General features: G+C 68.8%; 24 protein-coding genes and 1 pseudogene. 15 read left to right on the top strand and 10 right to left on the bottom strand.

Annotation, left to right across the window (positions count from 1 at the left end; genetic code table 11):
• The gene (locus G6N23_RS19500; protein ID WP_085259223.1) at nucleotides 1–870 is read right to left on the bottom strand and encodes an MlaE family ABC transporter permease; all 870 of its coding nucleotides are present in this window, start codon (nucleotides 868–870) and stop codon (nucleotides 1–3) included.
• Nucleotides 871–1,239: 369 nt separating this feature from the next.
• Between G6N23_RS19500 and G6N23_RS19495 the strand changes: the two genes are divergently transcribed.
• Both G6N23_RS19495 and G6N23_RS19490 read left to right on the top strand, forming a co-directional pair.
• Nucleotides 1,240–1,833, top strand: coding sequence for a hypothetical protein (locus G6N23_RS19495; RefSeq protein ID WP_234808471.1), 594 nt, complete (start codon nucleotides 1,240–1,242; stop codon nucleotides 1,831–1,833).
• Between the two features lie 75 nt (nucleotides 1,834–1,908).
• Nucleotides 1,909–2,562, top strand: a complete 654-nt coding sequence (locus tag G6N23_RS19490) for an Rv1363c family protein (protein WP_085259158.1) — start codon at nucleotides 1,909–1,911, stop codon at nucleotides 2,560–2,562.
• 27 nt (nucleotides 2,563–2,589) lie between these two features.
• Here the strand turns inward: G6N23_RS19490 and G6N23_RS19485 are convergent, their stop codons facing one another.
• From G6N23_RS19485 to G6N23_RS19470, 4 genes are all read right to left on the bottom strand, one after another.
• Complete coding sequence (locus G6N23_RS19485) at nucleotides 2,590–3,678, bottom strand: phosphodiester glycosidase family protein (RefSeq protein ID WP_085259157.1); 1,089 nt, start codon at nucleotides 3,676–3,678, stop codon at nucleotides 2,590–2,592.
• 123 nt (nucleotides 3,679–3,801) lie between these two features.
• Nucleotides 3,802–4,524, bottom strand: coding sequence for a pirin family protein (locus G6N23_RS19480; protein ID WP_085259156.1), 723 nt, complete (start codon nucleotides 4,522–4,524; stop codon nucleotides 3,802–3,804).
• 18 nt (nucleotides 4,525–4,542) lie between these two features.
• Nucleotides 4,543–5,667 carry an NDMA-dependent alcohol dehydrogenase gene (locus G6N23_RS19475; protein ID WP_085259155.1) on the bottom strand — a complete coding sequence of 375 codons (1,125 nt, stop codon included), beginning with the start codon at nucleotides 5,665–5,667 and terminating at the stop codon, nucleotides 4,543–4,545.
• Between the two features lie 68 nt (nucleotides 5,668–5,735).
• Nucleotides 5,736–6,479 carry a glucose 1-dehydrogenase gene (locus tag G6N23_RS19470; RefSeq protein WP_085259154.1) on the bottom strand — a complete coding sequence of 248 codons (744 nt, stop codon included), beginning with the start codon at nucleotides 6,477–6,479 and terminating at the stop codon, nucleotides 5,736–5,738.
• 48 nt (nucleotides 6,480–6,527) lie between these two features.
• Between G6N23_RS19470 and G6N23_RS19465 the strand changes: the two genes are divergently transcribed.
• From G6N23_RS19465 to G6N23_RS19455, 3 genes are read left to right on the top strand one after another with little or no spacing between them, the layout of a single operon-like run.
• Entirely contained in the window at nucleotides 6,528–7,367 is an 840-nt protein-coding gene (locus G6N23_RS19465) for an alpha/beta hydrolase (protein ID WP_085259222.1), read from the top strand.
• 45 nt (nucleotides 7,368–7,412) lie between these two features.
• Complete coding sequence (locus G6N23_RS19460; RefSeq protein WP_085259221.1) at nucleotides 7,413–8,165, top strand: DUF2786 domain-containing protein; 753 nt, start codon at nucleotides 7,413–7,415, stop codon at nucleotides 8,163–8,165.
• Complete coding sequence (locus G6N23_RS19455; protein ID WP_085259153.1) at nucleotides 8,162–8,668, top strand: TIGR04338 family metallohydrolase; 507 nt, start codon at nucleotides 8,162–8,164, stop codon at nucleotides 8,666–8,668. Before G6N23_RS19460 ends, G6N23_RS19455 begins: the two co-directional genes overlap by 4 nt.
• Before the next feature lie 33 nt (nucleotides 8,669–8,701).
• Here the strand turns inward: G6N23_RS19455 and mymT are convergent, their stop codons facing one another.
• Nucleotides 8,702–8,851: a copper-binding metallothionein MymT gene (mymT, locus tag G6N23_RS19450; protein ID WP_085259152.1), complete on the bottom strand. Its 150-nt coding sequence runs from the start codon at nucleotides 8,849–8,851 to the stop codon at nucleotides 8,702–8,704.
• A 118-nt stretch (nucleotides 8,852–8,969) separates the two neighbouring features.
• Here mymT and G6N23_RS19445 point away from each other — a divergent pair, with 118 nt between their 5' ends.
• Nucleotides 8,970–9,629, top strand: a complete 660-nt coding sequence (locus G6N23_RS19445) for an O-methyltransferase (RefSeq protein ID WP_085259220.1) — start codon at nucleotides 8,970–8,972, stop codon at nucleotides 9,627–9,629.
• 128 nt (nucleotides 9,630–9,757) lie between these two features.
• Complete coding sequence (locus G6N23_RS19440; protein WP_085259151.1) at nucleotides 9,758–10,201, top strand: SPW repeat protein; 444 nt, start codon at nucleotides 9,758–9,760, stop codon at nucleotides 10,199–10,201.
• Between the two features lie 26 nt (nucleotides 10,202–10,227).
• Here the strand turns inward: G6N23_RS19440 and ilvD are convergent, their stop codons facing one another.
• Nucleotides 10,228–11,949, bottom strand: a complete 1,722-nt coding sequence (gene ilvD / locus G6N23_RS19435) for a dihydroxy-acid dehydratase (RefSeq protein ID WP_085259150.1) — start codon at nucleotides 11,947–11,949, stop codon at nucleotides 10,228–10,230.
• Nucleotides 11,950–12,027: 78 nt separating this feature from the next.
• Here ilvD and G6N23_RS19430 point away from each other — a divergent pair, with 78 nt between their 5' ends.
• From G6N23_RS19430 to G6N23_RS19415, 4 genes are all read left to right on the top strand, one after another.
• Nucleotides 12,028–12,612, top strand: a complete 585-nt coding sequence (locus G6N23_RS19430) for a DUF305 domain-containing protein (RefSeq protein ID WP_085259219.1) — start codon at nucleotides 12,028–12,030, stop codon at nucleotides 12,610–12,612.
• Nucleotides 12,609–12,902 (top strand): copper-sensing transcriptional repressor RicR, encoded by a 294-nt coding sequence (ricR, locus tag G6N23_RS19425; RefSeq protein ID WP_085259149.1) that lies wholly within the window; start codon nucleotides 12,609–12,611, stop codon nucleotides 12,900–12,902. Before G6N23_RS19430 ends, ricR begins: the two co-directional genes overlap by 4 nt.
• Nucleotides 12,903–12,979: 77 nt before the next feature.
• On the top strand, nucleotides 12,980–14,191 hold the full coding sequence (locus G6N23_RS19420) for an MFS transporter (protein WP_085259148.1): 1,212 nt from the start codon (nucleotides 12,980–12,982) through the stop codon (nucleotides 14,189–14,191).
• A 161-nt stretch (nucleotides 14,192–14,352) separates the two neighbouring features.
• Nucleotides 14,353–15,465 (top strand): L,D-transpeptidase, encoded by a 1,113-nt coding sequence (locus tag G6N23_RS19415; RefSeq protein WP_095173669.1) that lies wholly within the window; start codon nucleotides 14,353–14,355, stop codon nucleotides 15,463–15,465.
• A 3-nt stretch (nucleotides 15,466–15,468) separates the two neighbouring features.
• On the opposite strand, the gene G6N23_RS19410 is transcribed toward G6N23_RS19415, so the two are convergent.
• Complete coding sequence (locus G6N23_RS19410; RefSeq protein WP_085260579.1) at nucleotides 15,469–17,454, bottom strand: M13 family metallopeptidase; 1,986 nt, start codon at nucleotides 17,452–17,454, stop codon at nucleotides 15,469–15,471.
• A 53-nt stretch (nucleotides 17,455–17,507) separates the two neighbouring features.
• Between G6N23_RS19410 and G6N23_RS19405 the strand changes: the two genes are divergently transcribed.
• The gene (locus G6N23_RS19405) at nucleotides 17,508–18,224 is read left to right on the top strand and encodes a hypothetical protein (protein WP_085260580.1); all 717 of its coding nucleotides are present in this window, start codon (nucleotides 17,508–17,510) and stop codon (nucleotides 18,222–18,224) included.
• Complete coding sequence (locus G6N23_RS19400) at nucleotides 18,221–18,934, top strand: hypothetical protein (RefSeq protein WP_085260581.1); 714 nt, start codon at nucleotides 18,221–18,223, stop codon at nucleotides 18,932–18,934. The genes G6N23_RS19405 and G6N23_RS19400 overlap by 4 nt, the downstream gene beginning before the upstream one ends.
• Before the next feature lie 9 nt (nucleotides 18,935–18,943).
• On the opposite strand, the gene G6N23_RS19395 is transcribed toward G6N23_RS19400, so the two are convergent.
• Nucleotides 18,944–19,459 carry a helix-turn-helix domain-containing protein gene (locus G6N23_RS19395; RefSeq protein WP_085260582.1) on the bottom strand — a complete coding sequence of 172 codons (516 nt, stop codon included), beginning with the start codon at nucleotides 19,457–19,459 and terminating at the stop codon, nucleotides 18,944–18,946.
• Entirely contained in the window at nucleotides 19,456–22,440 is a 2,985-nt protein-coding gene (locus G6N23_RS19390) for an MMPL family transporter (RefSeq protein WP_085260583.1), read from the bottom strand. Before G6N23_RS19390 ends, G6N23_RS19395 begins: the two co-directional genes overlap by 4 nt.
• Here G6N23_RS19390 and G6N23_RS19385 point away from each other — a divergent pair.
• Entirely contained in the window at nucleotides 22,391–22,555 is a 165-nt protein-coding gene (locus G6N23_RS19385) for a hypothetical protein (protein ID WP_162291741.1), read from the top strand. The genes G6N23_RS19390 and G6N23_RS19385 overlap by 50 nt on opposite strands.
• A 72-nt stretch (nucleotides 22,556–22,627) precedes the next feature.
• Nucleotides 22,628–23,104, top strand: a pseudogene (locus tag G6N23_RS19380) (hemophore); the annotation flags it as partial.
• Nucleotides 23,105–23,111 lie beyond the last annotated feature (7 nt).

The following is a 23,111-nucleotide window of genomic DNA, read 5'->3' as shown; positions in this document are numbered from 1 at the left end:
TCACAACCCCGTCCGGGGATACAGCACGTTGTAGAGCTCGCTGATGCCGACGTTGACGATCATCAGCACCAGGATCGACTCGACCACCGACGCGTTCACCGAGTTGGCCACACCGGCCGGCCCGCCCCGGGTGGACAGCCCCTTCTGGCAGGACACCACCGCGACGATCGCGCCGTAGACCACCGCCTTGATCAGCGCGACGACCATGTCGCCGGTGGTGGCGAACGAGGAGAAGGTCGCCACGAAGCTGCCGGGCGCACCCTTCTGGAAGTAAACGTTGAACAGATAGCTGGCCAGGAACCCGACGAAGCAGGTGATCCCGGTCAGGGCGACGCCGACCATGATGGCCGCGCCGAAGCGCGGGACCACCAGGCGGCGGATCACCGAGACGCCCATCACCTCCATGGCGTCGGTCTCCTCGCGCATGGTGCGCGAGCCCAGGTCGGCGGTGATGGCCGAGCCGACCGCGGCGGCCATCAGCATCGCCGCCACCAGGGAGGCGGCTTGACGGATGACGGCCAGCCCGGCGGCCGCGCCGGCCAGCGAGGTCGCCCCGACCTGGTTGGCCAGCAGTGCGAACTGGATGGACAGCGTCACCCCGATCGGCAGCGCCACCAGGATCGTCGGCAGCACCGCGGTGTTGGCCATGAATGCGCTCTGCCGGACGAACTCGCCCCACTGGAAGCGGCCGGTGAACAGGTCGATGAAGAAGAACTGCACGGTGCGCACTGCCAGGACGCACTGCTCGCCGACCGTGGTCAGCGATGCCAGCGGGTGGCGGTTGACGTAGCCGACGGTCCAGTCTTCGATAGCGGCCACCCCGTCAAGGGGCGCCTCATCGGCGAACTCACGCTGTGCCTGAGTGGTCATCGGTCGCCGGTCGTGCACTTGTGGTCACCTGGAGCGGACGAGTCCCCGGGGGGCCGATGATTCATGGCGGACATGGTAGCCACGGTTCTTACTCCAAGGTAGGGTTCCGCGATTCCGGCACCGAAGGGTGAAGGAACCGGTGGGATGTGCGCCGCGACGGTCCGAAGGCAACCCATCAGACGTCAGCGCGGCCTTTCATCCGGCAATGATGTCGGACACCATGCCGCCGCATGGGCGCTTCGGGCAACATGACTCGGGTTATGGACGGGTTACTCACCGGTAGCACCGATTTCGCGGATTCGGTGTCCTGCGAGTGGCTTCGGTGGCGATACTCGACGCTGGACGAAGCCGAGTGCGGGGAGACTGACGGTGCGGAGATGGTGGGTGCGGGCCGCCGCCGGTCTGGCCGCCTGCGCGGCGGCAACCGGGGTCCTGCCGGTGCCGGGCTCCGCCGTCGCAGACTCCGACCGGCCGCCGGCGCTTCCGGTATTTGCGCCCGTGCCCACCGACTGGTCGCCGCACATGGATTTCTGGCCGTACAACACCTTCACCTACCAGGTCACGCCCGAGATGATCGGCGGCATGTCGGACTCGTGCCAGTGGTTCGACGCTCAGTTCGGCCCGTTGATGGGCCAGATCAACGACTTCAACCGCACCCTCGCCGAGCGCCATGACGTCTACGTCGGCCTGCAGCCGCAGGCCGACGCGGTGCTGGCCAACATCGACCGGTCGACGGGTTTCCTGGGCCCGCGCCTGGCGCCGTTGACGATCCGCAACACCCCGGACAACTACGGACCGTATTCGCCGATCTACGGCGGCGAGCAGCTGACCGAGGTGTTGTTCCAGTTGTCCCGCATCGCCGACAGCATGAGGAAGAAACAGCCGGCCGGCTTCACCCGTGCCCATATCGATTCCGCCGCCGGGTGGGGCGATGCCTTGCGCAATTCCGGAGCCTGCACCTGAGCGCCCGCCGCCGCCGGTTCGGGTAGGTTCTGGTGCGTTGCGGCCGAACGGCTCGGTGCAGGGAGGGTAGGGCAGGTGTCGGACCGTGAAGACGAGGAAGCGGCCGACCTCGAAACGGGGACCGAAACGGCGGCCGAGACCGCCGAGGAGCCCGAGACGGTGACCGTCGAGTCGCCGCCCGCCGAGGCCGAGGCCGAGGCTGAAGCAGAGGCTGAGGCCGTCGAGGAGACCGCCGACGCTGTCCCCGCGACGGCGAAGAGCTCAAGGTGGCGGTGGATCGCCGCTGCGGTGCTGGTGCTGGGCCTGATCGGTGTGGCCTACGAGGGCTGGCTGCTGTACGCCCACCATCAGCGCGCGGTGGCCGCGGCGCAGGCGCTCGACGCCGCCGAGAAGTACACCCTGGTGCTGACCGGGGTGGATCCGGGCGCGATCGACAAGAACTTCGCCGAGGTCCTCGACGGGGCCACCGGCGAGTTCAAGGATATGTATGCCGCATCCAGCGAGCAGCTCCGCCAACTGCTGATCGAGAACAAGGCCGCCGCGCACGGCACCGTCATCGACGCGGCGGTCAAGTCCGCCACCAAGAACAAGGTCGAGGTGCTGCTGTTCGTCGATCAGGCGGTGAGCAACAAGGCCGCTCCGCAGACGAAGATCGACCGCAGTCGCATCGTGATGACCATGGAGAAGGTGAACGGGCGCTGGCTGGCCGCCAAAGTCGACATGCCGTGAACAATGACGGCGAACCGTCGACCGCGGCTAGTTGAGCGCCAACCAGCTGGGCAGCGCGCGTTCGTGAGCGTCGCACAGCACCTGAGCGGTGTCGCAGGATCCGCGCGGCACACCGGCCCCGGTCCACATGCCACCGGAGTCGCGGCGCAGCACGACCGCAGACGACGTACCGCCGTCGAGCAGGATGGCGTGATCGCTGCCCAGCCCGCGGAACAGATCCTGCATATTGTCCGGTGTGTAGCTGCCGCCCTGGAAGATGTACATCTCGTCTTTGGCCCGCGAATAACCCAGGGCGGTGCGTGCCGCGCTCGGTCCGCCGTCGTTGAGTTGGCCGGTGACGCCCGGGGCCAACAGGCCCAGCCCGCTCACCGCGACGAACCGGTCCCCGCGTTCCACCAGGCCGGTGATCGTCGGGCCGGCCGCGTCGTAGTCCCCGCCGTCGCGGCCGCCGCGCGGCCACAACACATATGGTGCGCCACGGGTCGGCAGGATCATCGTGGTCAACGTCGACCAGTGCTCATTGCCGCCGGACAGTCCCTGCTTGCCGGCGTAGGGGATCGTGCCGGTGACGGCGACGTTGGCCCGGCCTTTGCCGCGGGTGTTGTCGACGTAGGCGCCCAGCGGTGAACTGCATTTGGTGGTCCGCCAGGATCCGCCCCGCTGCCCGCGGATGTCGAAGAAGTTGGCGTTGATCGCCACCAACGGCCGGCCCAGCACCTGCCAGGCCTGCAGCGGTGTGTACAGCTCGGAAGCCTGTAGCAGCCCCTCGCTGGTGCGGGCCCGCGGATCGCGTTCGCAGCGGCTCTGGGAACCGCTGTGGCTGTCGACCAGCAGGTGCGGCTCGATGCGCTGCGAGGCCGCCTTGAGGACCACCAGGTGCCCCCCGTTGGACATCTCGTACCAGTCCCCGGCGGCGTTGAGCATCGGTGCGGGATGCCCACCGCCGAAGTTGTAGACCAGGTAGGAGCCCGGGGTGCGGGCGATCGCGGCAGCCACCTGGTCTTGGGCGGCGGCGTGCGCGGTCGGCTGGCCGGGGCCGATCGCCAGGGCTGCGCAGAGCAGCACCGCGCTGCAGCCGGCTGCTAGGCGACGCGCAAAAGCCGCTGGAGTCGGCACTGTTCGTCCCTTCGGCTCCGGACTGGGTGACACCGGCTCACGTTAGCCACCCGAACCGCCGGGAAACCGTACGTGACCGGACTGTGCCGCATCGGTGGCAGATCGGTTATCCCCCAGTGATGATCAGCCGCCGAGCCGGCCCCGCATCTCCCACACCAGGATCTCGGCCGGCGCCTCGGCGTGCACCCGCTGACCGGCGCCGCCGGTGAATCGGACCGCGTCACCGGTGTCCAGTGGGCCGACGCCCTCCAGATCGGCCCGGCCATCAGCGATGAACAGATGCAGATACGGCGCGTCGGGCAGTTCGACGCTGCCGCCGGGCGCCAATCGGGCGGCGTACAGCGTGGCGTCGGCGTTGCCGATGGTGATCGCCGCGTCGGGATCGCTGCCCGAGGCGACCGTGACCAGACCGCCGCCCGCCAGCGCGTCGCCGATGTCGCGCTGCTGGTAACCCGGAGTGCGCCCCGGGGTGTCCGGCATGATCCACATCTGCACGAAATGCACCGGGGCGTGATCGGATTCGTTGCGCTCCGAATGCAGGATGCCGGTGCCGGCCGACATCCGCTGCGCCAAGCCCGGGCCGATCACCCCGGAGTTGCCGAGTGAGTCGCGGTGGCCCAATTCGCCGGACAGCACCCAGGTGACGATCTCGGCGTCGCGGTGCGGGTGGGTTTCGAAACCGGACGCCGGTGCCACCACGTCGTCGTTGTTGACCAGCAGCAGACCGTGATGGGTATTGTCCGGGTCGTAGTAGTCGTTGAACGAGAACGAATGCCGCGAGGTGAGCCACGGTGCGCGGGTGACCGCCCGGTCTGCGGCCCGCCGCATGTCGAGCGTGGGAGGCATGAACTCCAGGCTAGCCCGTCACCAGTCCGACTCGTCGAAGGTGATCACGCCGCGGATGTTCTTGCCGTCGACCATGTCCTGATAGCCGTCGTTGATGTTCTCGAGCTTGTAGGTCGTGGTGATCATCTCGTCGATCTTGAGCAGCCCGGACTTGTAGAGGCCCACCAGTCGCGGCGTCTCGATGTGCGAGCTGCCGCCGCCGAAGATGTTGCCCTTCAACGTCTTCTGCAACATGGTGAACAGGAACAGGTTCAACTTGACGTCGGCGTCGACCATCGATCCCATGCCGGTGACCACGCAGGTGCCGGTCTTGGCGGTCAGCGTCAGCGCCTCTTCGACGTATTCGCCCTTCATGTCGCCGACGGCGATGATCACCTTGTCGGCCATCAGACCCCAGGTCTCTTCCATGACCGGCATCAGGGCCTCGGACATCGACGGGTACACGTGGGTGGCGCCGAACTTGACGGCCGCGTCGCGCTTGAACGGCACCGGGTCGATCGCGATGACACGTCGAGCGCCGGAGAGCACCGCGCCCTGCAGGGCGCTCATGCCGATACCGCCGACGCCGACGATGATGACGGTCTCGCCGGGCTTGACCTCGGCGACGTTGGTGGCCGACCCGAATCCGGTGGGCACCGCGCAACCCATGATCGCCGCCGTCTCGAACGGCACGTCGTGATCGATCTTGACCACCGAGTCCTGGTGCACGGTCATGTACGGGGAGAAGGTGCCGAGCAGGTTCATCGGGGAGACCGCCTGGGATCCGGCGTGGATCCGGTTGGTGCCGTCGGCGATCGCCTTGCCGCCGAGCAGGACCGCCCCGCGGTCACACAGCGAGCGGAAACCCTTCATGCACGGCGGGCAGGAACCGCAGGCCGGGATGAAGGCCATCACGACGTGGTCGCCCTCTTCCAGGCCGGTCACCCCCCTGCCGACCTTGGTGATGACGCCGGCGCCCTCGTGGCCGCCGAGCGCCGGCAGGCCGATCGGGGTCGCGCCGGTGGTCAGGTGGTAGTCGGAGTGGCACATACCCGCGGCGTGCATCCGGACCTGGACCTCACCGTCGACGGGGTCGCCCAGGTCGATCTCGTCGACCCGCCACGGCGAGTTCAGCTCCCACAACAATGCGCCCTTGGTCTTCATGACCGGCCATCATAGAACACGTTCCAGAAGCTGCCCCGACGGGTGCTCTCAGCTGGGCGGATGCCTCCCTAGCCGGTCTTGTGTGGGATGCCCACAGACAGGCCTCCGTCGATGACCAGGTCGGCCCCGGTCATATAGGAGGACTCGTCCGAGGCCAGGAAGACCACCGCGGTGGACACCTCCGCGGACTTGGCGCCCCGGCCCAGCGGAATCTGTAGCGAGTCGTCGGGGATCGCGATCGTCATCCGGGTGCGGATCAGCCCGGGCAGCACACTGTTGATCCGGATGTTGTGCGGCGCCAGTTCCACGGCGGCGGCCTTGGCCAGCCCGCGCACCCCCCATTTCGACGCGACGTAGCCGTACAGACCGGCGGTGCCGCGCATTCCCTCCACCGAGGAGATGTTGATGATGGAGCCACCGCCGGCTGCCTTCATCGGGGCGACCGCGGCGTGCATGCCCAGCATGGTGCCGGTCAGATTGACGTCGAGGACCTGCTGCCAGCCGGCGAGGTCGAAGTTTTCCAGCGCGTTGTACTTGGCGATCCCGGCGTTGTTCACCAGGACGTCGAGGCTGCCGAAGGCGTCGACCGCGGTCGCGGCGGCCGCCTGCCATTGCTCGGGCCGGGTGACGTCGAGGCGGACGAACCGCGCGGTGTCGGGACCCAGCTCGTCGGCGAGCTTGGTGCCCTCCTCGTCGAGGACGTCGCCGATCACGATCTTCGCGCCCTCTGCGGCCAGTGCCCGTGCGTGTGCTGCACCCATGCCCCGCGCGCCGCCGCTGATCAGGGCAACCTTGCCCTCGACTCGTCCCATGGCGCCTCAGGTTACCGGGGCGCGATGTTTGCCCGTTACGCTGCCCTGATGGCCGTCACCCGCACCGAGCGAACCTTCCAAGGTGTGCGCGGAGTGCGGATCGTCTACGACACCTGGACACCGCAAGCGGCCCCCCGCGCCGTGGTGGTGCTCTCGCACGGCTTCGGTGAGCATGCCCGCCGCTACGACCATGTCGCGACCCGGTTCGGTGAATCCGGACTGGTGACCTACGCGCTGGATCACCGCGGCCACGGCCGCTCCGGGGGCAAGCGGGTGCTGTGCCGGGACATCTCGGAATACACCGGCGACTTTCACACCTGTGCGGGAATCGGCGCCCGGGAACACCCCGGGCTGCCGCGCGTGGTGCTCGGGCACAGCATGGGTGGAGCGGTCGTGTTCAGCTACGGGGTGGACCGCCCCGACGACTATCAGTTGATGGTGCTGTCCGGGCCCGCGGTGGACATGGCCGGCACGGTGTCGCCGTTGCTGGCATTCGTCGCCAAGGCCCTCGGCGCCGTCGCCCCCGGCCTGCCGGTCGAGAAGCTCGACAGCAGCCTGGTCTCCCGCGATCCCGCGGTGGTGGCTGCTTATGACAGCGATCCGCTGGTGCACCACGGCCGGGTGCCCGCCGGGGTGGCGCGGGCGCTGATCAAGGTCGGCGAGACCATGCCGTCGCGGGCGGCCGCCCTCACGGCGCCGCTCCTGGTGGTGCACGGCGCCGAGGACGGCCTGGTGCCCGCCGAGGGCAGCAGGCGGTTGGCGGAGAGCGTCGGGTCCACCGATGTGCGGCGGACCGTGTATCCGGGTCTGTATCACGAGGTGTTCAACGAACCCGAGCGCGCGCTGGTGCTTGACGACGTGGTGGCCTGGATCGACGCGCACCTGTGAGTCGCCGTCGGCACCTCGTCGCCCGCGTCGGTTAGCGTGGCCGACATGAGCACCGACGACAAGATGTTGGCGCGCATCGCCGCCCTGCTGCGCCAGGCCGAAGGCACCGACAATGCGCATGAGGCCGAGGCGTTCATGGCCGCCGCGCAGCGGCTGGCCACGGCGACCTCCATCGACCTGGCGGTGGCACGGGCGCATTCCGCCGCCCGGACACCGGCGACCACACCGGTGCAGCGCACCATCACCATCGGATCGCCCGGCGCCCGCGGCTTGCGCACCTATGTTCAGCTGTTCGTGGGAATCGCCGCGGCCAACGACGTGCGGTGCGACGTCGCGTCGAACTCCACGTTCGTCTACGCCTACGGTTTCGCCGAGGACATCGACGCCACCCATGCCCTCTACGCCAGCCTGGTCGTCCAGATGGTCCGGGCCTCGGACACCTACATCGCCACCGGCGCGCATCGGCCCACCCCGACCATCACCGCCAGGCTCAACTTCCACCTCGCGTTCGGCGCCCGGGTGGGCCAGCGGCTGGCCGAAGCGCGCGACGAGACCCGCAAGGAGGCCGAGCAGGACCGTCGTCGTCCCCCGGGTACCGCGATCGCGTTGCGTAACAAGGAGATCGAGCTGCACGACTACTACCGCAGCGCGTCGCAGGCGCGCGGCACCTGGCGGGCCACCCGGGCCTCGGCGGGATATTCGTCGGCAGCGCGACGGGCCGGGGACCGGGCCGGCCGGCGAGCACGGCTGGGCGATGACCCCGAGTTGTCGGTGGCGCGGTCCGCGCTGGAGCGGTGACCGAGCGTTCCGAGCGCGACACCCAGCGCGCCAAGGTCTACGCCGCGGAGATCTTCGTGCGGACCTTGTTCGATCGCGCCACCGAGCGGGGTTCGGGCGACATCGACTTCTTCGGTACCAGGTTGACCCTTCCGCCGGAGGCCCGCTTCGGCTCGGTGGTGGCGGTACAGCGCTACGTCGACGACGTGCTGGCGCTGCCGTCGGTGCGCAGTCGGTGGCCGGGTGCGGTGGGACTGAGTGTGCGCGCGCGCCGCGGCGCCACCGCGGCGCACTACGAAAAGCACGGCGTGGCAGGCGTTATCGCGGTGCCGGACCAGCGCGGTGGGGACTGGGCGCTGCGGGAGCTGGTGGTACTGCACGAGATAGCCCACCATCTGTGCGACATCCAGCCGCCGCACGGTCCGGAATTCGTCGCCACGCTGTGCGAGCTGGCCGCGATCGTGATGGGCCCCGAACTGGGCCACGTGCTGCGGGTGGTGTTCGCCCAGGAAGGCGTCCGGTGACGCACGGCCGGGGTGCGTCACCGGCGCCTGTCCTCAGCTGCTGACGGGGACCAGATCCTCACCGCAGGTGCATTTGTAGGCTGCGCCGGCATCCGGGCAGTGGCACGCGGATTCAATCCGAACTCGGCATCCGCAGTCTCCGTGACCACAGGTCAGCACCGTTCCTGCCTCGTAGTTCGCCATGTGTCGCTCCTTCCGTGAGATCCGGCGGGCGCCGGTGCGACTAACTATATACCCTATAGGGGTATAGGGTAAAGGGCTCCGCGACGGAAATCGTGATAGCGGGATAGCCTCGGTGGACGTGACTGAAACTCCAACGCCCCGCGACGTCGACACCCTGCTGGACCGCATCCTTGCCGGCGATGACCCGGAATTGCAGGCTGCGCTGGCCGCCAGCGACGCGGCCGGGCTACCGCCGATCGCGGTCTCGGCGCAGCAGGGCAGGTTCTTGAGTCTGCTGGCGACCGCGACCCGCGCCACCCGCATTCTGGAGATCGGGACGCTGGGCGGCTACAGCACGATCTGGCTGGCGCGGGCCGCCGGGCCCGGCGGTGCCGTGGTCACGCTGGAGTACGAGCCGAGACACGCCGAGGTCGCCCGGGCCAACCTGGACCGTGCCGGCGTCGGTGACCGGGTGCAGGTGATCGTCGGCCCCGCGCTGGAGACCCTGCCGAAGCTGACCGGCAACCCCTTCGATCTGGTGTTCATCGACGCCGACAAGGAGAACAACGTCGGCTACGTCAATTGGGCGGTGAAGCTGTGCCGCCCCGGGTCGGTGATCGTGGTCGACAACGTGATTCGCGAGGGAGCGATTCTGGAGCCGCGGTCCGACGACGTGACGGCGCGCGGCAGCCGGGAGGCGTTGGAGCTGATGGGCAAGCATCCGAATCTGCAGGCCGCGGCGCTGCAGACCGTCGGTGTCAAAGGCTGGGACGGTTTCGCCCTGGCCGTGGTCCGATAGCGCCGGCCAGCCGCGGTTCGCCGGCCACTTCTTCGTTGCTGGTGAGCGGCCGCCGGGCGTAATCTTTCATCAGATGGATGGGTGCAGCTGGTACCAAACTGCCTGCCGCATAACAGAAAGGTTACGAAATGAGTACAGTCCATTCATCAATGGAACACCACCCTGATCTGTTAGCTCTACGCGCACGCTACGAGCGTGCCGCCGAGTCGATGTCTGCTCAGGGAACCTTCGGATTGACGGTGCTGGCGGCCGTCTACGGGGCGGTGTCCCCGTGGATTGTCGGATTCGATGCCACCACCAGGCTGGCAGTCAGCAACCTGGTCGTGGGACTCTGCGTCGCATTCCTGGCGTGCGGGATGGCGGCGGCGCTGGACCGCATGCACGGGTTGGCGTGGACCCTGCCGGCGTTCGGGGTGTGGTTCATCGTGTCGCCGTGGATCGTGATGCGCGGATCGCCCAGCGCGGAGATGATCTGGTCCAACGTGATCACGGGTGCGTTGCTGACCATCCTCGGCTTGAATGCCGCGTACTTCGGCATGCGGGCTCGGGGCGAGGCGGCCAGACACGCCTGACGCGCCGAAAAATCGCCGAAGGAGGCTTACCCGCAGACCGCCCCGATCGCCGCCGAACCCACCAGCTTGCGGTACTTCGCCAGCACGCCGGTGGTGTAGCGCGGCGGGGGAGGAGTGAAACCGTCCGCGCGGGAGGCGAATTCATCGGGGTCGGCCACGATGTCCAAGGTCGCATTGGCCACGTCGAGCCGGATCTTGTCGCCGTCGCGCAGGAACGCCACCGGCCCGCCGTCCACCGCCTCGGGGGCGATGTGGCCCACGCACAGCCCGGTGGTGCCGCCGGAGAACCGGCCGTCGGTCAGCAACAGCACGTCCTTGCCGAGGCCGGCGCCCTTGATCGCTCCGGTGATGGCCAGCATCTCGCGCATACCGGGTCCGCCCTTGGGGCCCTCGTAGCGGATCACCACAGCGTCTCCGGCGCTGATCGTGCCGTCTTCGAGCGCATCCAGTGCCGCGCGCTCACCGTCGAAAACCCGTGCGGTGCCCTCGAACACGTCGGTGTCGAAGCCTGCCGACTTGACGACCGCGCCCTCCGGCGCCAGGGACCCGCGCAGGATGGTGATGCCACCGGTCGGGTGGATGGGATCGGTCAGTGCGTGCAGCACCTTGCCGTCGACGATCGGGGGGTTGAGCTCAGCGATGTTCTCGGCCATCGTCTTCCCGGTGACGGTCATGCAGTCGCCGTGCAGGAGGCCCGCTTCCAGCAGGGTCTTCAACATGACCGGCACCCCGCCGATCTTGTCGATGTCGTACATGACGTGCGCACCGAACGGTTTCACGTCGGCCAGGTGTGGAACCTTCGCCCCGACCCGGGAGAAGTCGGCCAGGGTCAACTCCACCTCGGCTTCGCGGGCGATCGCCAGCAGGTGCAGCACCGCGTTGGTGGACCCGCCGAACGCCATCACCACCGCGATCGCGTTCTCGAACGCCTCCTTGGTCAAGATGTCGCGGGCGGTGATGCCGCGGCGCAGCAACTCCACCACCGCCTGGCCACTGGCGCGGGCGTAGCCGTCGCGGCGCCGGTCGACTGCCGGCGGGGAGGCGCTGCCCGGCAGTGACATTCCCAGCGCCTCGGCGGCACTGGCCATGGTGTTGGCGGTGTACATGCCCCCGCACGCGCCTTCGCCGGGACAGATGGATCGCTCGATGATGTCGACGTCCTCGCGGGACATCAGTCCGCGCGAACAGGCTCCGACCGCCTCGAACGCGTCGATGATGGTCACCTCGCGCTCGGTGCCGTCGGACAGTTGGGCATAGCCCGGCATGGTGGAACCCGCGTAGAGGAAGACTGACGCCAGGTTGAGGCGCGCCGCGGCCATCAGCATCCCGGGCAGCGACTTGTCGCAGCCGGCCAGCAGCACCGAGCCGTCGAGTCGCTCGGCGCACATCACCGTCTCGACGCTGTCGGCGATCACTTCGCGGGATACCAGGGAGAAGTGCATGCCCTCATGCCCCATCGAGATGCCGTCGGAGACCGAGATGGTGCCGAACTCCAGGGGGTAGCCGCCGGCTTCGAAGACGCCTTCCTTGGCGGCTTTGGCCAACCGGTCCAGCGACAGGTTGCACGGGGTGATCTCGTTCCACGACGACGCCACACCGATCTGGGGCTTGGCGAAGTCGTCGTCGCCCATGCCGACGGCCCGCAACATGCCGCGGGCGGCGGTCTTCTCCAGGCCGTCGGTGACGTCACGACTGCGCGGTTTGATGTCGGCGGACGCCGCTGAGGCGTCGGTGCTCCCAGAATTCACCAGCTCAGTATGCCGGTAGGGGGTGACCGGACAAAACGAATAAAATACCCCGCGGGGGTATGCGCTAGAGTGTTGCGCATGAGATCAGCCCTCGCCGTCGTCGTCGCGCTCGCCATCGGCGTCGCTGCCGGCGCCTGTAACCGCCAGTCGCCGGAATCTGCGCCGGAGCCCGCCGCGTCGAGCAGTCCTTCGGCGGCCAACACCGGCAGCCCCGCCGACATCGCCTTCCTGGAGAACATGGTCGTCCACCACCAGCAGGCGCTGGAGCTCACCGCCATGGTGCGGGGACAGAGCACGGATCCCGCGCTGGTGGTGCTCGCCGACCAGGTTGCCGCGCAGCAGCGCGCCGAACTGCAGGGCTGCCAAGCGCAGCTGTTGCAGTGGGAGGCGCCCGGCGTTCCGTCCGGCGGGCATGGCGCGGACCCCGATATCCCGGGCATGGTGGATCAGGCCACCATGGACAAACTGCGGGGACTGCGTGGCCCGGCTTTCGACAAGCTCTGGCTGCAATCGATGATCTCCCACCACCGGGGTGCGATCGCCATGGCGCACAACGAGATCCAACATGGCCAGAGTCCGGAGGCGATCAGCATCGCCCAGTCCCTGGCGGCGCGACAGCAGACCGAGATAGATCAGATGAACCAACAGTTGGGGACACTATGACCACCGATGCTCCCGGGTACTCCCCGCGGAAAGACAACTACGCCAAGCGGTTGCGCCGCATCGAGGGACAGGTGCGGGGTATCGCCAAGATGATCGACGAGGACAAGTACTGCATCGACGTCCTCACCCAGATCAGCGCGGTCAACAGCGCCCTGCGCTCGGTGGCGCTGAATCTGCTCGACGAGCACCTTGCGCACTGTGTCAGCGGGGCCGTCGTATCCGGCGGCGAGGAGGCCGACGCGAAACTCACCGAAGCCTCGGCCGCTATCGCGCGGTTGGTTCGTTCCTGACGCCCGCGCCGCTACCATGTGACCAGCAGTTACCGGGAGCGCGATGCGCCAACACCACTCGACGCTGCCCCCACACCATGACTGTCGAATCTGGAAATACCCGAACCGGTCCGTGGACGCCCCGGATCACAGCGCAGCTGGCCATCCTGTCGGCGGCCGCGTTCATCTACGCCACCGCTGAGATCCTGCCGGTCGGGGCGCTGCCCGCGATCTCGGAGGGCCTGGGTGTCAGCGAAGCGCTGGTCGGGACCCTGCTGGCCTGGTATGCGGTGGTGGCGGCGGCGACGACGATCCCGCTGGTGCGCTGGACAGCCCACTGGCCACGCCGCCGGGTCCTGCTGATCACCCTGTTCTGTCTGACCGCCTCGCAGGTGATCTCGGCGATGGCGCCGAACTTCACCGTGCTGGCCGCCGGCCGGGGGCTGTGCGCCGTCACCCACGGCCTGATGTGGTCGGTGCTGGCGCCGATCGCCACCCGCTTGGTGCCGCCCAGCCACTCCGGCCGGGCGACCACGGCGATCTACGTGGGTACCAGCCTGGCGCTGGTGGTCGGTATCCCGCTGACATCTGCCATGAGCCTGCTCTGGGGCTGGCGGCTGGCCGTCGTCGTCATCACCGTGGCGGCGGCGATCATCACTGTGGCGGCCCGCGTCGCGCTGCCCGCACTGGTGCTCAGCACCAATCAGCTGGCGCTGGTCGGGCGGCATCACCACCGCAACGGGCGGCTGCTGGGGGTGAGCACGCTGATGCTGGTCGCCGTCACCGGCCACTTCATCTCCTACACGTTCATCGCGGTGATCATCGGCGACGTGGTCGGTGTGCCGGGGGCCCGGCTGGCCTGGCTGCTGGCCGCGTTCGGCCTGGCCGGCCTGATCGCGATGCCGCCGCTGGCCAGACCGCTGGATCACCGGCCCAAGGCGATCACCGGCGGCTGCATGGCGGCGATGTCGGCGGCGTTCGTCGTCCTGGCGGCGTTGTCGATCGGCGGGCATCACACCACCGGCACGACCGTGGTGGGCGCGGCCGCGATCGTGTTGTGGGGGGCGATGGCGATGGCGGTGTCGCCGATGCTGCAGTCGGCGGCGATGCGCACCGCACCCGACGATCCCGACGGTGCGTCGGGGCTCTACGTGACGGCGTTTCAGGTCGGCATCACCGGCGGTTCGCTGGCCGGGGGTCTGCTGTTCGAGCGGGCCGGAACGTCGGCGATGTTGAGCGCATCGGCTCTGCTGGTGGGCATCGCGGCGGTGGGGATAGCGTCCAGCAAGCGGCTGTTCGTCGTTCCCTGAGGTTCCGCGCACGGTTACCTTCGCCACGGGGCAGGACGGTCAAATCGCAGCTCAACCCGGGTGCCGACCCGTTTCGCGTCGTTTTCGGCTCGCTGTAGGAGTTAGCTGGGGCTCGCCTTGTGCCACACTTGAAGCCAAGATTGTCCACCGGAGGTATACGCATGTCGGGATGGAAGCTCGCGGGCATCGGGGCCTGGCTGTCCACCGCGGGAATGGCCGCGGTGCTCACGCTGGGCTGCGGAGCGGCGCTGGCCGACCCACCGCAGCAGCCCGGCGACCCGGCGCCGGTGGACGCCGGGCCGGTCGATCCGGCCGGGCAGCCGCCCCCGCCGGAGCTGCCGCCACCACCGGACCCGTTCGCTCCGCCGGCGCTCCCGGCGGATCCGCCCCCGCCGGCGCCCCCGGCCGATCCGATGGCGTTCCCGCCCCCGCCGGAGCCCGCCCCACCCGCCCCCGGTGAGCCGTTGCCCGGCGAGCCGGCACCGCCGGGTGCGACACAGCCGGGTGCGGTTCCGGTGGCGGCCGGGCCCGTGGCCGGGCAGAACCCGGAGCCGTTCACCGGCACCCCACCGTTCCTGCCGCCCTCGTTCAACCCGCTGGACGGGTCCATGGTGGGTGTCGCCAAGCCGATCATCATCAACTTCCAGCGGCCGATCGCCGACAAGGCGATGGCCGAGCAGGCGATCCACATCTCCTCGAACCCGCCGGTACCCGGCAAGTTCTATTGGATGACTCCCAGCCAGGTGCGCTGGCGCCCGTTCAACTTCTGGCCGGCCCACACCACCGTCACGATCGACGCGGCCGGCACCAAGTCGACCTTCCGCACCGGCGACTCCCTGGTGGCCACCGCCGACGACAAGTCGCATCAGATGACGATCACTCGGGATGGCAAGGTGGAGAAGGTCTTCCCGATGTCAATGGGCATGTCGACCGGTGGGCACGAGACCCCCAACGGCACCTATTACGTGCTGGAGAAGTTCCCCACGGTGGTGATGGACTCCTCCACCTACGGGGTCCCGATCAACTCCACCTACGGCTACAAGGTGACCGTGCAGGACGCGGTCCGCATCGACAACAGCGGCGGCTTCGTGCACAGCGCCCCCTGGTCGGTCAACGACCAGGGCAAGCGCAACGTCAGCCACGGCTGCATCAACCTGAGCCCGGCCAACGCCAAATGGTTCTACGAGAACTTCGGCAGCGGCGACCCGGTCGTGGTGAAGAACTCCGTCGGCACCTACACCAAGAACGACGGCGCCCAAGACTGGCAGATGTAGCCGTCAGTTCCAGATGCGGACCCGCTGGGCGGGCTCCAGGTACAGCGCGTCGTCGCGAGTGACACCGAACGCCTCGTAGAACGCGTCGATGTTGCGGATCACCCCATTGCAACGGAACTCCGGCGGCGAATGCGGGTCCACCGCCAGGCGCCGGATCGCCTCGGCGTCACGGGATTTGGTGCGCCACACCTGCGCCCAGCCGTAGAAGACGCGCTGCACGCCGGTCAGGCCGTCGATTACCGGCGCCTCGGCCCCGTTCAGCGACAGCTGGTAGGCGAGCAGGGCGATCGACAGCCCGCCCAGGTCGCCGATGTTCTCCCCGACGGTGAACGCCCCGTTCACGTGCCGGCCGGGGTCCAGCGCGCGCGGCACGTAGGCCTCGTACTGGGCGATCAACGCTTCGGTGCGGGTGCCGAATTCGCTGCGGTCGGCGTCGGTCCACCAGTCGATCAGGTTACCGTCGCCGTCGTACTTGGCGCCCTGGTCGTCGAAGCCGTGGCCGATCTCGTGGCCGATCACCGCACCGATCCCGCCGTAGTTGGCGGCGTCATCGGCGTCGGGGTCGAAGAACGGCGGTTGCAGGATCGCGGCGGGGAAGACGATCTCGTTCATTCCCGGGTTGTAGTAGGCGTTGACGGTCTGCGGTGTCATGAACCACTCGTCGCGGTCCACCTCCTGACCCAGCTTCGCCAGTTCACGGTCGTAGTTGACCGCGTAGCCGCGCAGGAAGTTGCCGTACAGGTCCGCCCGGTCGGTGACCAGCGCCGAATAGTCACGCCAGGTGGCCGGATAACCGACCTTGGCGGTGAACTTGTCCAGCTTGGCCAGCGCCCGCTCCCGGGTCTCGGGGGTCATCCAGTCCAGGCCGGTGATGCTCGTCCGGTAGGCCTCCCGCAGGTTCGCCACCAACGCATCGATGCGGACCTTGGCGTCCGGCGGGAAATGCCTTGCGACGTAGAGCTTTCCGACGGCGTCACCCATCATCGACTCCACCAGGGACACGCCGCGCTTCCACCGGTCCCGGATCTGCTCGGTTCCCGACAGCCGGCGCCCGTAGAACTCGAAGTCCTCGGCGACCAGGGCATCGGTCAGGATCCCGGCGCGGCCGTGAATGAGCCGCCATCGCGCCCAGTCCTGCCAGTCGGAGAGCTCTATGGATTCCCACAGTGCGGCGAACGCCGTCAGGTAGTCGGGTTGGCGCACCACCAGTTCGGTGGCGACATCGCCGGAGACGCCGAGGGCGCCGACCCAGCCCGCCCAGTCGAAACCAGGCGCCTCCTTCGGCAGGCCGGCGAAGGTGCGCAGGTTGTAGCTCAGCTCGGCGTCGCGGCGCTTGACCACATCCCAGTGCGCACTCGCCAGCGCGGTCTCCAGCGCGACGATGCGGGCCGCGACCGCTTCGTAGCCGCTCGGGTCTCCGCCATAGACCAGCGCGAACATCCTGGCGATGTGGTGCGGGTAGGCGGTGAGGATCTCGGCGTGCTGTTCGTCGCGGTAGTAGGACTCGTCCGGCAGCCCGAGACCCGACTGGGTCAGGTGCAGTAGGTAACGGGTGGAGTCCTTGGAATCGGTGTCCACGTAGAGGCCGACGCCACCGCCGACGCCGGTGCGCTGGCACGCGCCCAGCACCACCGCCAGGGCGTTGCGGTCTGCGGCGGTGTCGATCGCGGCCAACTCCGCCAGTAGCGGCTGCACACCGCGGGCCTGCACGGTCTGCTCGTCGAGGAAGCTGGCGTACAGATCGCCGATCCGTCGTTCGTCGGTACCGGCCGGTGCGTCGGACCCGGCGGCTTCGGTGAGCAGCTCGCGGACCTGGATCTCGGCCCGGTCGAACAGGGCGCGGAAGGCTCCATCGGTGGCGCGGTCCGGCGGCATATCGTAGCTGTCGAGCCAGCGACCGTTGACATGACCAAACAGGTCGTCCTGCGGGCGGATGGCCCGGTCGAGATGGCTGAGATCGAGGCCGGAACGCGTCGCTGGTGAGGTCATCGGTGCCCATCCTTTCACGGCGAACGGTACAGCCGTCCTGTAGCGTCACCGCCATGCCTGACGAGGAGCAGCCCGACATCTCCACCGAAACGGACGACGGCGTCGGCGATCCCGGTGCGGCCACCGTGGAGGCGGCCGGCGCCGAGGGCGAAGCCGACGCGAAACCGGTCGTCAAAAAGCCCGCCCCCGGCAAGCCGGCGGCCAAGGCGGCCAAGGCGGCCAAGGCGTCCAAGGGCGGCGTGTTCTCCAGCTACGGACTGGTTTCGGCGTTCCTCGGCTTGGTCGCGGTCGGTGCGTTGGTGTTCGCTTTGATCACCTGGAATGTGCACCGGCGCGACGTCGACGAGCGCGCCTACCGCAGTCACGTGCTGCAGACCGCGGCCAGCTGGACCAGTGTGCTGATCAACCTGAACGCCGAGAACGTCGAAAAGGGGATGGCGCGTCTGCGCGACAAGACCGTCGGCGAACTCAACGCCGAGTTCGAAGCCGCTTTGGCGCCCTACCGGGACGTGGTGCAGAAGATCCAGTCGCGCAGCAGCGGCCGGATCGAGGCGGTCGCGATCGAGATGGAGCGCCACAACCTGGACGACCCGGCCGCCACCACCGAGCAGTCGCCGAGTCCCGGCCGCACCGACCCGGTGATGGTGATCGCCACCTCGATCGCCGAGAACGTCGGCGGTCGGCCGCAGACCGTGCACTGGGCGCTGCACCTCGACGTCAGCGACGTCGACGGCCACCTGATGATTTCCCGATTGAGGTCGATCCGATGAGCAAGCTGGGCAACCTGAAGTCGCGGACACTGTGGCGGGTACTGGCTTTCGACATTGTCGCGCCGCTGGCCGCGATCGGCGGTCTGCTGCTGGTCGGGCTGATGCTCGACTGGCCGCTGTGGTGGGTGTCGGTCTGCTCGGTGCTGGTGCTGCTCATCGTCGAGGGCATGGTGGTGAACTTCCTGCTGCTGCGCCGCGATGCCGTCACGGTCGGCACCGATGACGACCGGCCGGGCCTGCGACTGGGCGTGGTCAGCCTGGCCGCCACGGCGCTGGTCGCCGCGGCGGTGCTCGGCTACCTGCGCTGGACGGTGCCCGACCAGGAACTGGAGGCGGACTCCGGTGAGGTGGTCAAGACCGCCGTCGCCATGGCCGAGGCCGCGGCCACGGTCTCGCCGGCCAACCCGGACGCCTCGATCGAGAAGGCGGCGGCGTTCATGGTCCCGGACCGGGTCAACGCATTCCGGGAGAGCATCGGCCGGACGGCCACCGAGATGGCCAACCGCAACATCGCCGTGGACGCGCAGACGCTCAGCGCGGGCGTCGAGGCGCTCGGCCCGTCGGCAGCTCGGGTCGCGGTGGTGCTGCGCAGCGTTCAGTCTGTGGCGAACCAGCAGGTGAAGCAGGCGGTGGTGCCGGTGCGGGTGACGCTGACCAAGCGCGGGGGCCAGTGGATGGTGCTGGAGATGTCACCGATTCACGCGCGCTGACCCGCGGCCTCAGATGGCGTCGGGCGTGCCGCGGGTGTGCATCTTGACGAACCGGTCCGACAGCCGGCGCATCCGGATCATCAGCGAGGCCGGCGGACTGACCTTGCCGTCGAGGTATTCGCTGAGCGTGTCGGGGGGCACCCCGACCCGCGAGCAGAATTCCTGTCGGCTCAGGCCCGACCGCTCGATCAGCACCCGCACGTGGCGGGCGACCTCGGCGCGTTCGTTGGCCTCCAGGTGCGCGCGGGCTCGGGTCAGCACCTCCGACAGCGCCTTGGAGATGCCATAGGGTTCGGTGCCCTCCAGCACCTCTTCGACCTGGCGGGCGGTGCGCCCGTAGGGGTCGCGTTTGAGGGCCACCACGATCAGCTGCCAGGTGGCGATGTCGCCGGTCTGCAGGGCTGAGCGGATGGCAGAGGTGGGCCAGAACTCCACCGGCCGGTCGGTGCTGCCGGGCCGGGAATCGGGTCTTGAACCAGCCCGGGGTGGCTGCGATCCACGGCGTCGGTCCGCGGCCAACGTCACCTCGCCTCCTCCAGCATCGCCACCGCAACAGCCAGGCAGCGGCCCCGGACGTGGTCCCAGTCCGTGCCCGGTAGCGCACCGTCGCCGGAGGCGTCCTCCGCGCGTTCGGCGGGTTCCGGGTCGGCGAGCCGACAGAGCAGCTGCGTGGCCATCCATTGTCGTTCGGCTGGTTGACCAGAGTAGTACCTGTCGATCCCGCTGAGCGCCTCAGCAACGGTTTCCGGGTCGAGCACGTCGGCGAGCTCGGCGAGCTCGGCGTAGTCCCGGCGGCTGTTGCGCGACATCAGCAGGTACCCCTTGAGCCGCAGCGTCTCGGCGCAGGTGGGAATCTGCAGCCGGTCGCCGGTGGGCAGTTGGACGGCCGCGGTCTCCATCGGGCGCCGCCGTGACAGCGCCGGAATCTCGAGCCCGATTTCGTTTGCCGCCCACGCCTCGGTTTCCAGCGCGTCGAGCGCGACCGCGAGCCGGCGTCGCCACACCGTGACCGGGTGCACCGGCCGCACCGCCTTCGGCATCGCCCGACCGGTGCCGGTGCGCGCCTGCCAGCCGCCGGCCAGTCTGGCCAGCGCGTGGCCCCTCATCTTGCCGCCGGCGGGCGCCGCCGCCGCGCCGACCGGCAGCGCTTCGATCTTGGTGGTGACAATCTCGGCGTGGCCGCAGCCGCGCAGCGCCAGCGGGTCGCCGACACAGACGGCGTCGGGAACCAGGTCTTTGAGCCGGGCCGCCGATTTCACCACCACCCGCAGGTCGGCGCTGGGCGTGATCAGCGCGGAGATGTCATCGGGGATCACCACGACGTCGCCCAGATCCACTGTGGGCAGCGGCTTCTCGAAGTCCACCGAGGGCAGGATCCGGGCCAGCCAGCGCGGCAGCCACCAGTTCCACTCGTCGAACATCGCCATCAGTGCCGGCACCAGCACCAATCGCACCACCGTGGCGTCCACCGCGATCGCCACCGCGCAGGCCACCCCGAGTTCGGCGACCAGTGGCATGCCGGCGAACGCGAATCCGATGAATACCGCGATCATGATCAGAGCGGCGCTGGTGATGGTGCGCGCGCTGGTGCTCACACCGTGGGCTACGGCGTCATGGGTGTTGCCGGACTGCAGGAATCGTTCCCGGATCCGGGTCAGCAGGAAGATCTCGTAGTCCATCGACAGGCCGAACGTCATGGCCAGCACGATCGGCGGGATGAAGCTGTCGATCGACCCGGTGGGCGCGAGCCCGAGTCGTTCCAGCCACCCCCACTGGAACACCGCCACCAGGCTTCCGTAGGCGGCGGCCACCGACAGCACCGTCATCACGACGCCCTTGAACGCCAGGAACACCGACTGGATCGAGATCAACAGCATCAGGAACGCGATCAACGCGACGAACACCAGCACCATGGGTTCGGCTGCCGCGACCCGGTCGTCGAAGTCCTTGATCAACGCGGTCGGCCCGCCGACGTCCACTCGCACCGACGGCGAACCGGCCGCCGCGGGAAGGTGTTCGCGCATCCAATCGATGGTCTCGCGCGCGCCCATGTCCTCGGGATCGACCGACAGCACCGCGGACAGCAGGCCACTGCTGTCGTCGTTGCCGAAGACCGGCGGGGACACCGAGGCGATGTTGGGCGCCTGCGTCATCGCCTGACGGACCGCCGAGAAGGTCTGGGCGTGCGAGGGCGCCGACGCGTTCGCGCCGGGGATGGTGACCAGCACCCGGACCGGCCCCAACGCACCGGGGCCGAGGGCCTGGGCTGCCGCGGCGACCCCGCCGCGGATCTCATGGGAGGAGTCGAACTGACGCAGCATGCTGTTGCCCTGCTCCAGCGACAGCGCCGGCGCCGCGAGTGCCAGCAAAAAACCGGCAGCCAGCAGCGCCGACACCCACGGGCGGCGCATCACCCAAGCCGTCCAGCGGGCCCAGAACCGTGACGGCACGTTCTGCGGGCTGCGTGACCAGTGCAGCAAAGCCGACCGTTTGGCGACCGGGCGACCGAACACGGCCAGCACCACCGGGGTGAGGCTGACCGCCGCCAGCACCGCAACGGAGACCGCCAGGATCGCCCCGGTGGCCATCGACACCAGCACCGGCGTGTTGATCAGATAAAGGCCGGTCAGCGAGGCCACCACGGTCAGGCCGGACAGCACCACCGCCAGCCCGGACGTCGCCATCGCGGCGTCGACCGCCTCCTGGGGCTGGCGGCCGGCCCGCAGTTCCTCGCGGTAGCGCATCAGGATGAACAGCGAGTAGTCGATCGCCAGCGCGATCCCGAACATCGACACCGTCGAGGTGACGAACACCGACATCGCGGTGAACATCGACAGCAGGTAGACCAGCCCCATGGTGACGATCACGGTGCCGATCCCGAGCGCCAGCGGGATGGCGGCGGCCGCCAGGGAGCCGAACACCGCCAGCAACACGATCAGCACGATCGGCATGTTCCACTGCTCGGCCGCCGCGATGTCCTGCTTGGTCTTCGCCGATGCCGCCGCCCCCAGCGCGCCCTGCCCGATCACGTACAGGTTCACCGAACCGTTCTCGATCCGGCCGGGTTGCTCGCCTTCCACCCCCAGCTTGGTCCGCAGCTTCTTGGCGACGTCGACCGCTCCGGTGTTGTTGAAGTCCACCCGGAGCGACACCACGTAGGGCCGGTCGGGCCGTGGCGGCGGCTGGGTGTGATCGGGAATCACCGTCACGCTGGAGGCTTCGCCGGCAACCTGCTGCAGCAACGCGACGGCGTGCCGCATGTCCTGGTAGGTGGCCTCGGCGCGCGGGGCGGCTACCAATGCCAGTGGCGAAGCGCCCTGGTCGGGGAAGTGGTCCTCGAGCTGATACTGCACGTGGAGCGACTGCGAACCCTCCACCTCGAAGCCCCCGCCGGTGAGGTGACCGGACTGGGTGGCGGCAAGGTAGAGCGCCGGGACCACAGCCAGGAGCCAACCTGTGAAGACCACCCAGCGGAATCTGCGCAGGTTGCTGCTGAAGCGCATCATTAACTGCTGGATTTCGGTCTCCCCGCTCTCGCCCGCACCGGTGCGTCGCGTGCTGCGAGCCTACCGCAGCCGGCTGTTGCGCTGGCGGTTTCTCCTCGCCTCTGAGCTGGTCTGATGCCGTCTGGGAACCGCACTGTGACCAGGCCGACGTGTGCTCGGGTGGCGGCGGCCGGTGGTTGCTGACAGGATGGCGCTCGGACCTCTCGGATCGTGCCGGTGCCGCCCGCGGAGCATCCTTCGGCAGCAGAACACCAGTGCGCGTCCGCAGCGTGGCGGAACCGACCGGGAATCTCGCCAGTTGTTAGGAGTGTTCGTGAATATCACCCGTGCCGCCCTGCGGCGCAGCCTGTCGGGCGTGATCGCCGCCGCCGCCCTGGGCGGCGCTGTCACCGCCACCGTCCTGGCGGTCCCGTCCGCGCCCTCGGCGACCGCTTCCAAGGACCCCTGCGTGGCCAGCGAGCTCGCCCGGACGGTGGGTAAGGCCGTCACCTCCACCGGCGACTACCTCGACTCGCACCCGGACACCAACCAGGTGCTCACCGGGGCCCTGCAGCAGCAACCGGGCCCGCAGACCCTGGCAAACCTCAAGAGCTACTTCGACGCCAACCCGAAGGTCGGCGATGACCTGGCCAAGATCACCGCGCCGGTGACGGAGGTGAGCGACCAGTGCA

Source organism: Mycolicibacter terrae, from assembly GCF_010727125.1.
GTDB classification, from domain to species: Bacteria; Actinomycetota; Actinomycetes; order Mycobacteriales; family Mycobacteriaceae; genus Mycobacterium; species Mycobacterium terrae.
The sequence above is the reverse complement of the archived record's forward strand: the minus strand, read 5'-3'. Positions and strand labels throughout refer to the sequence as shown.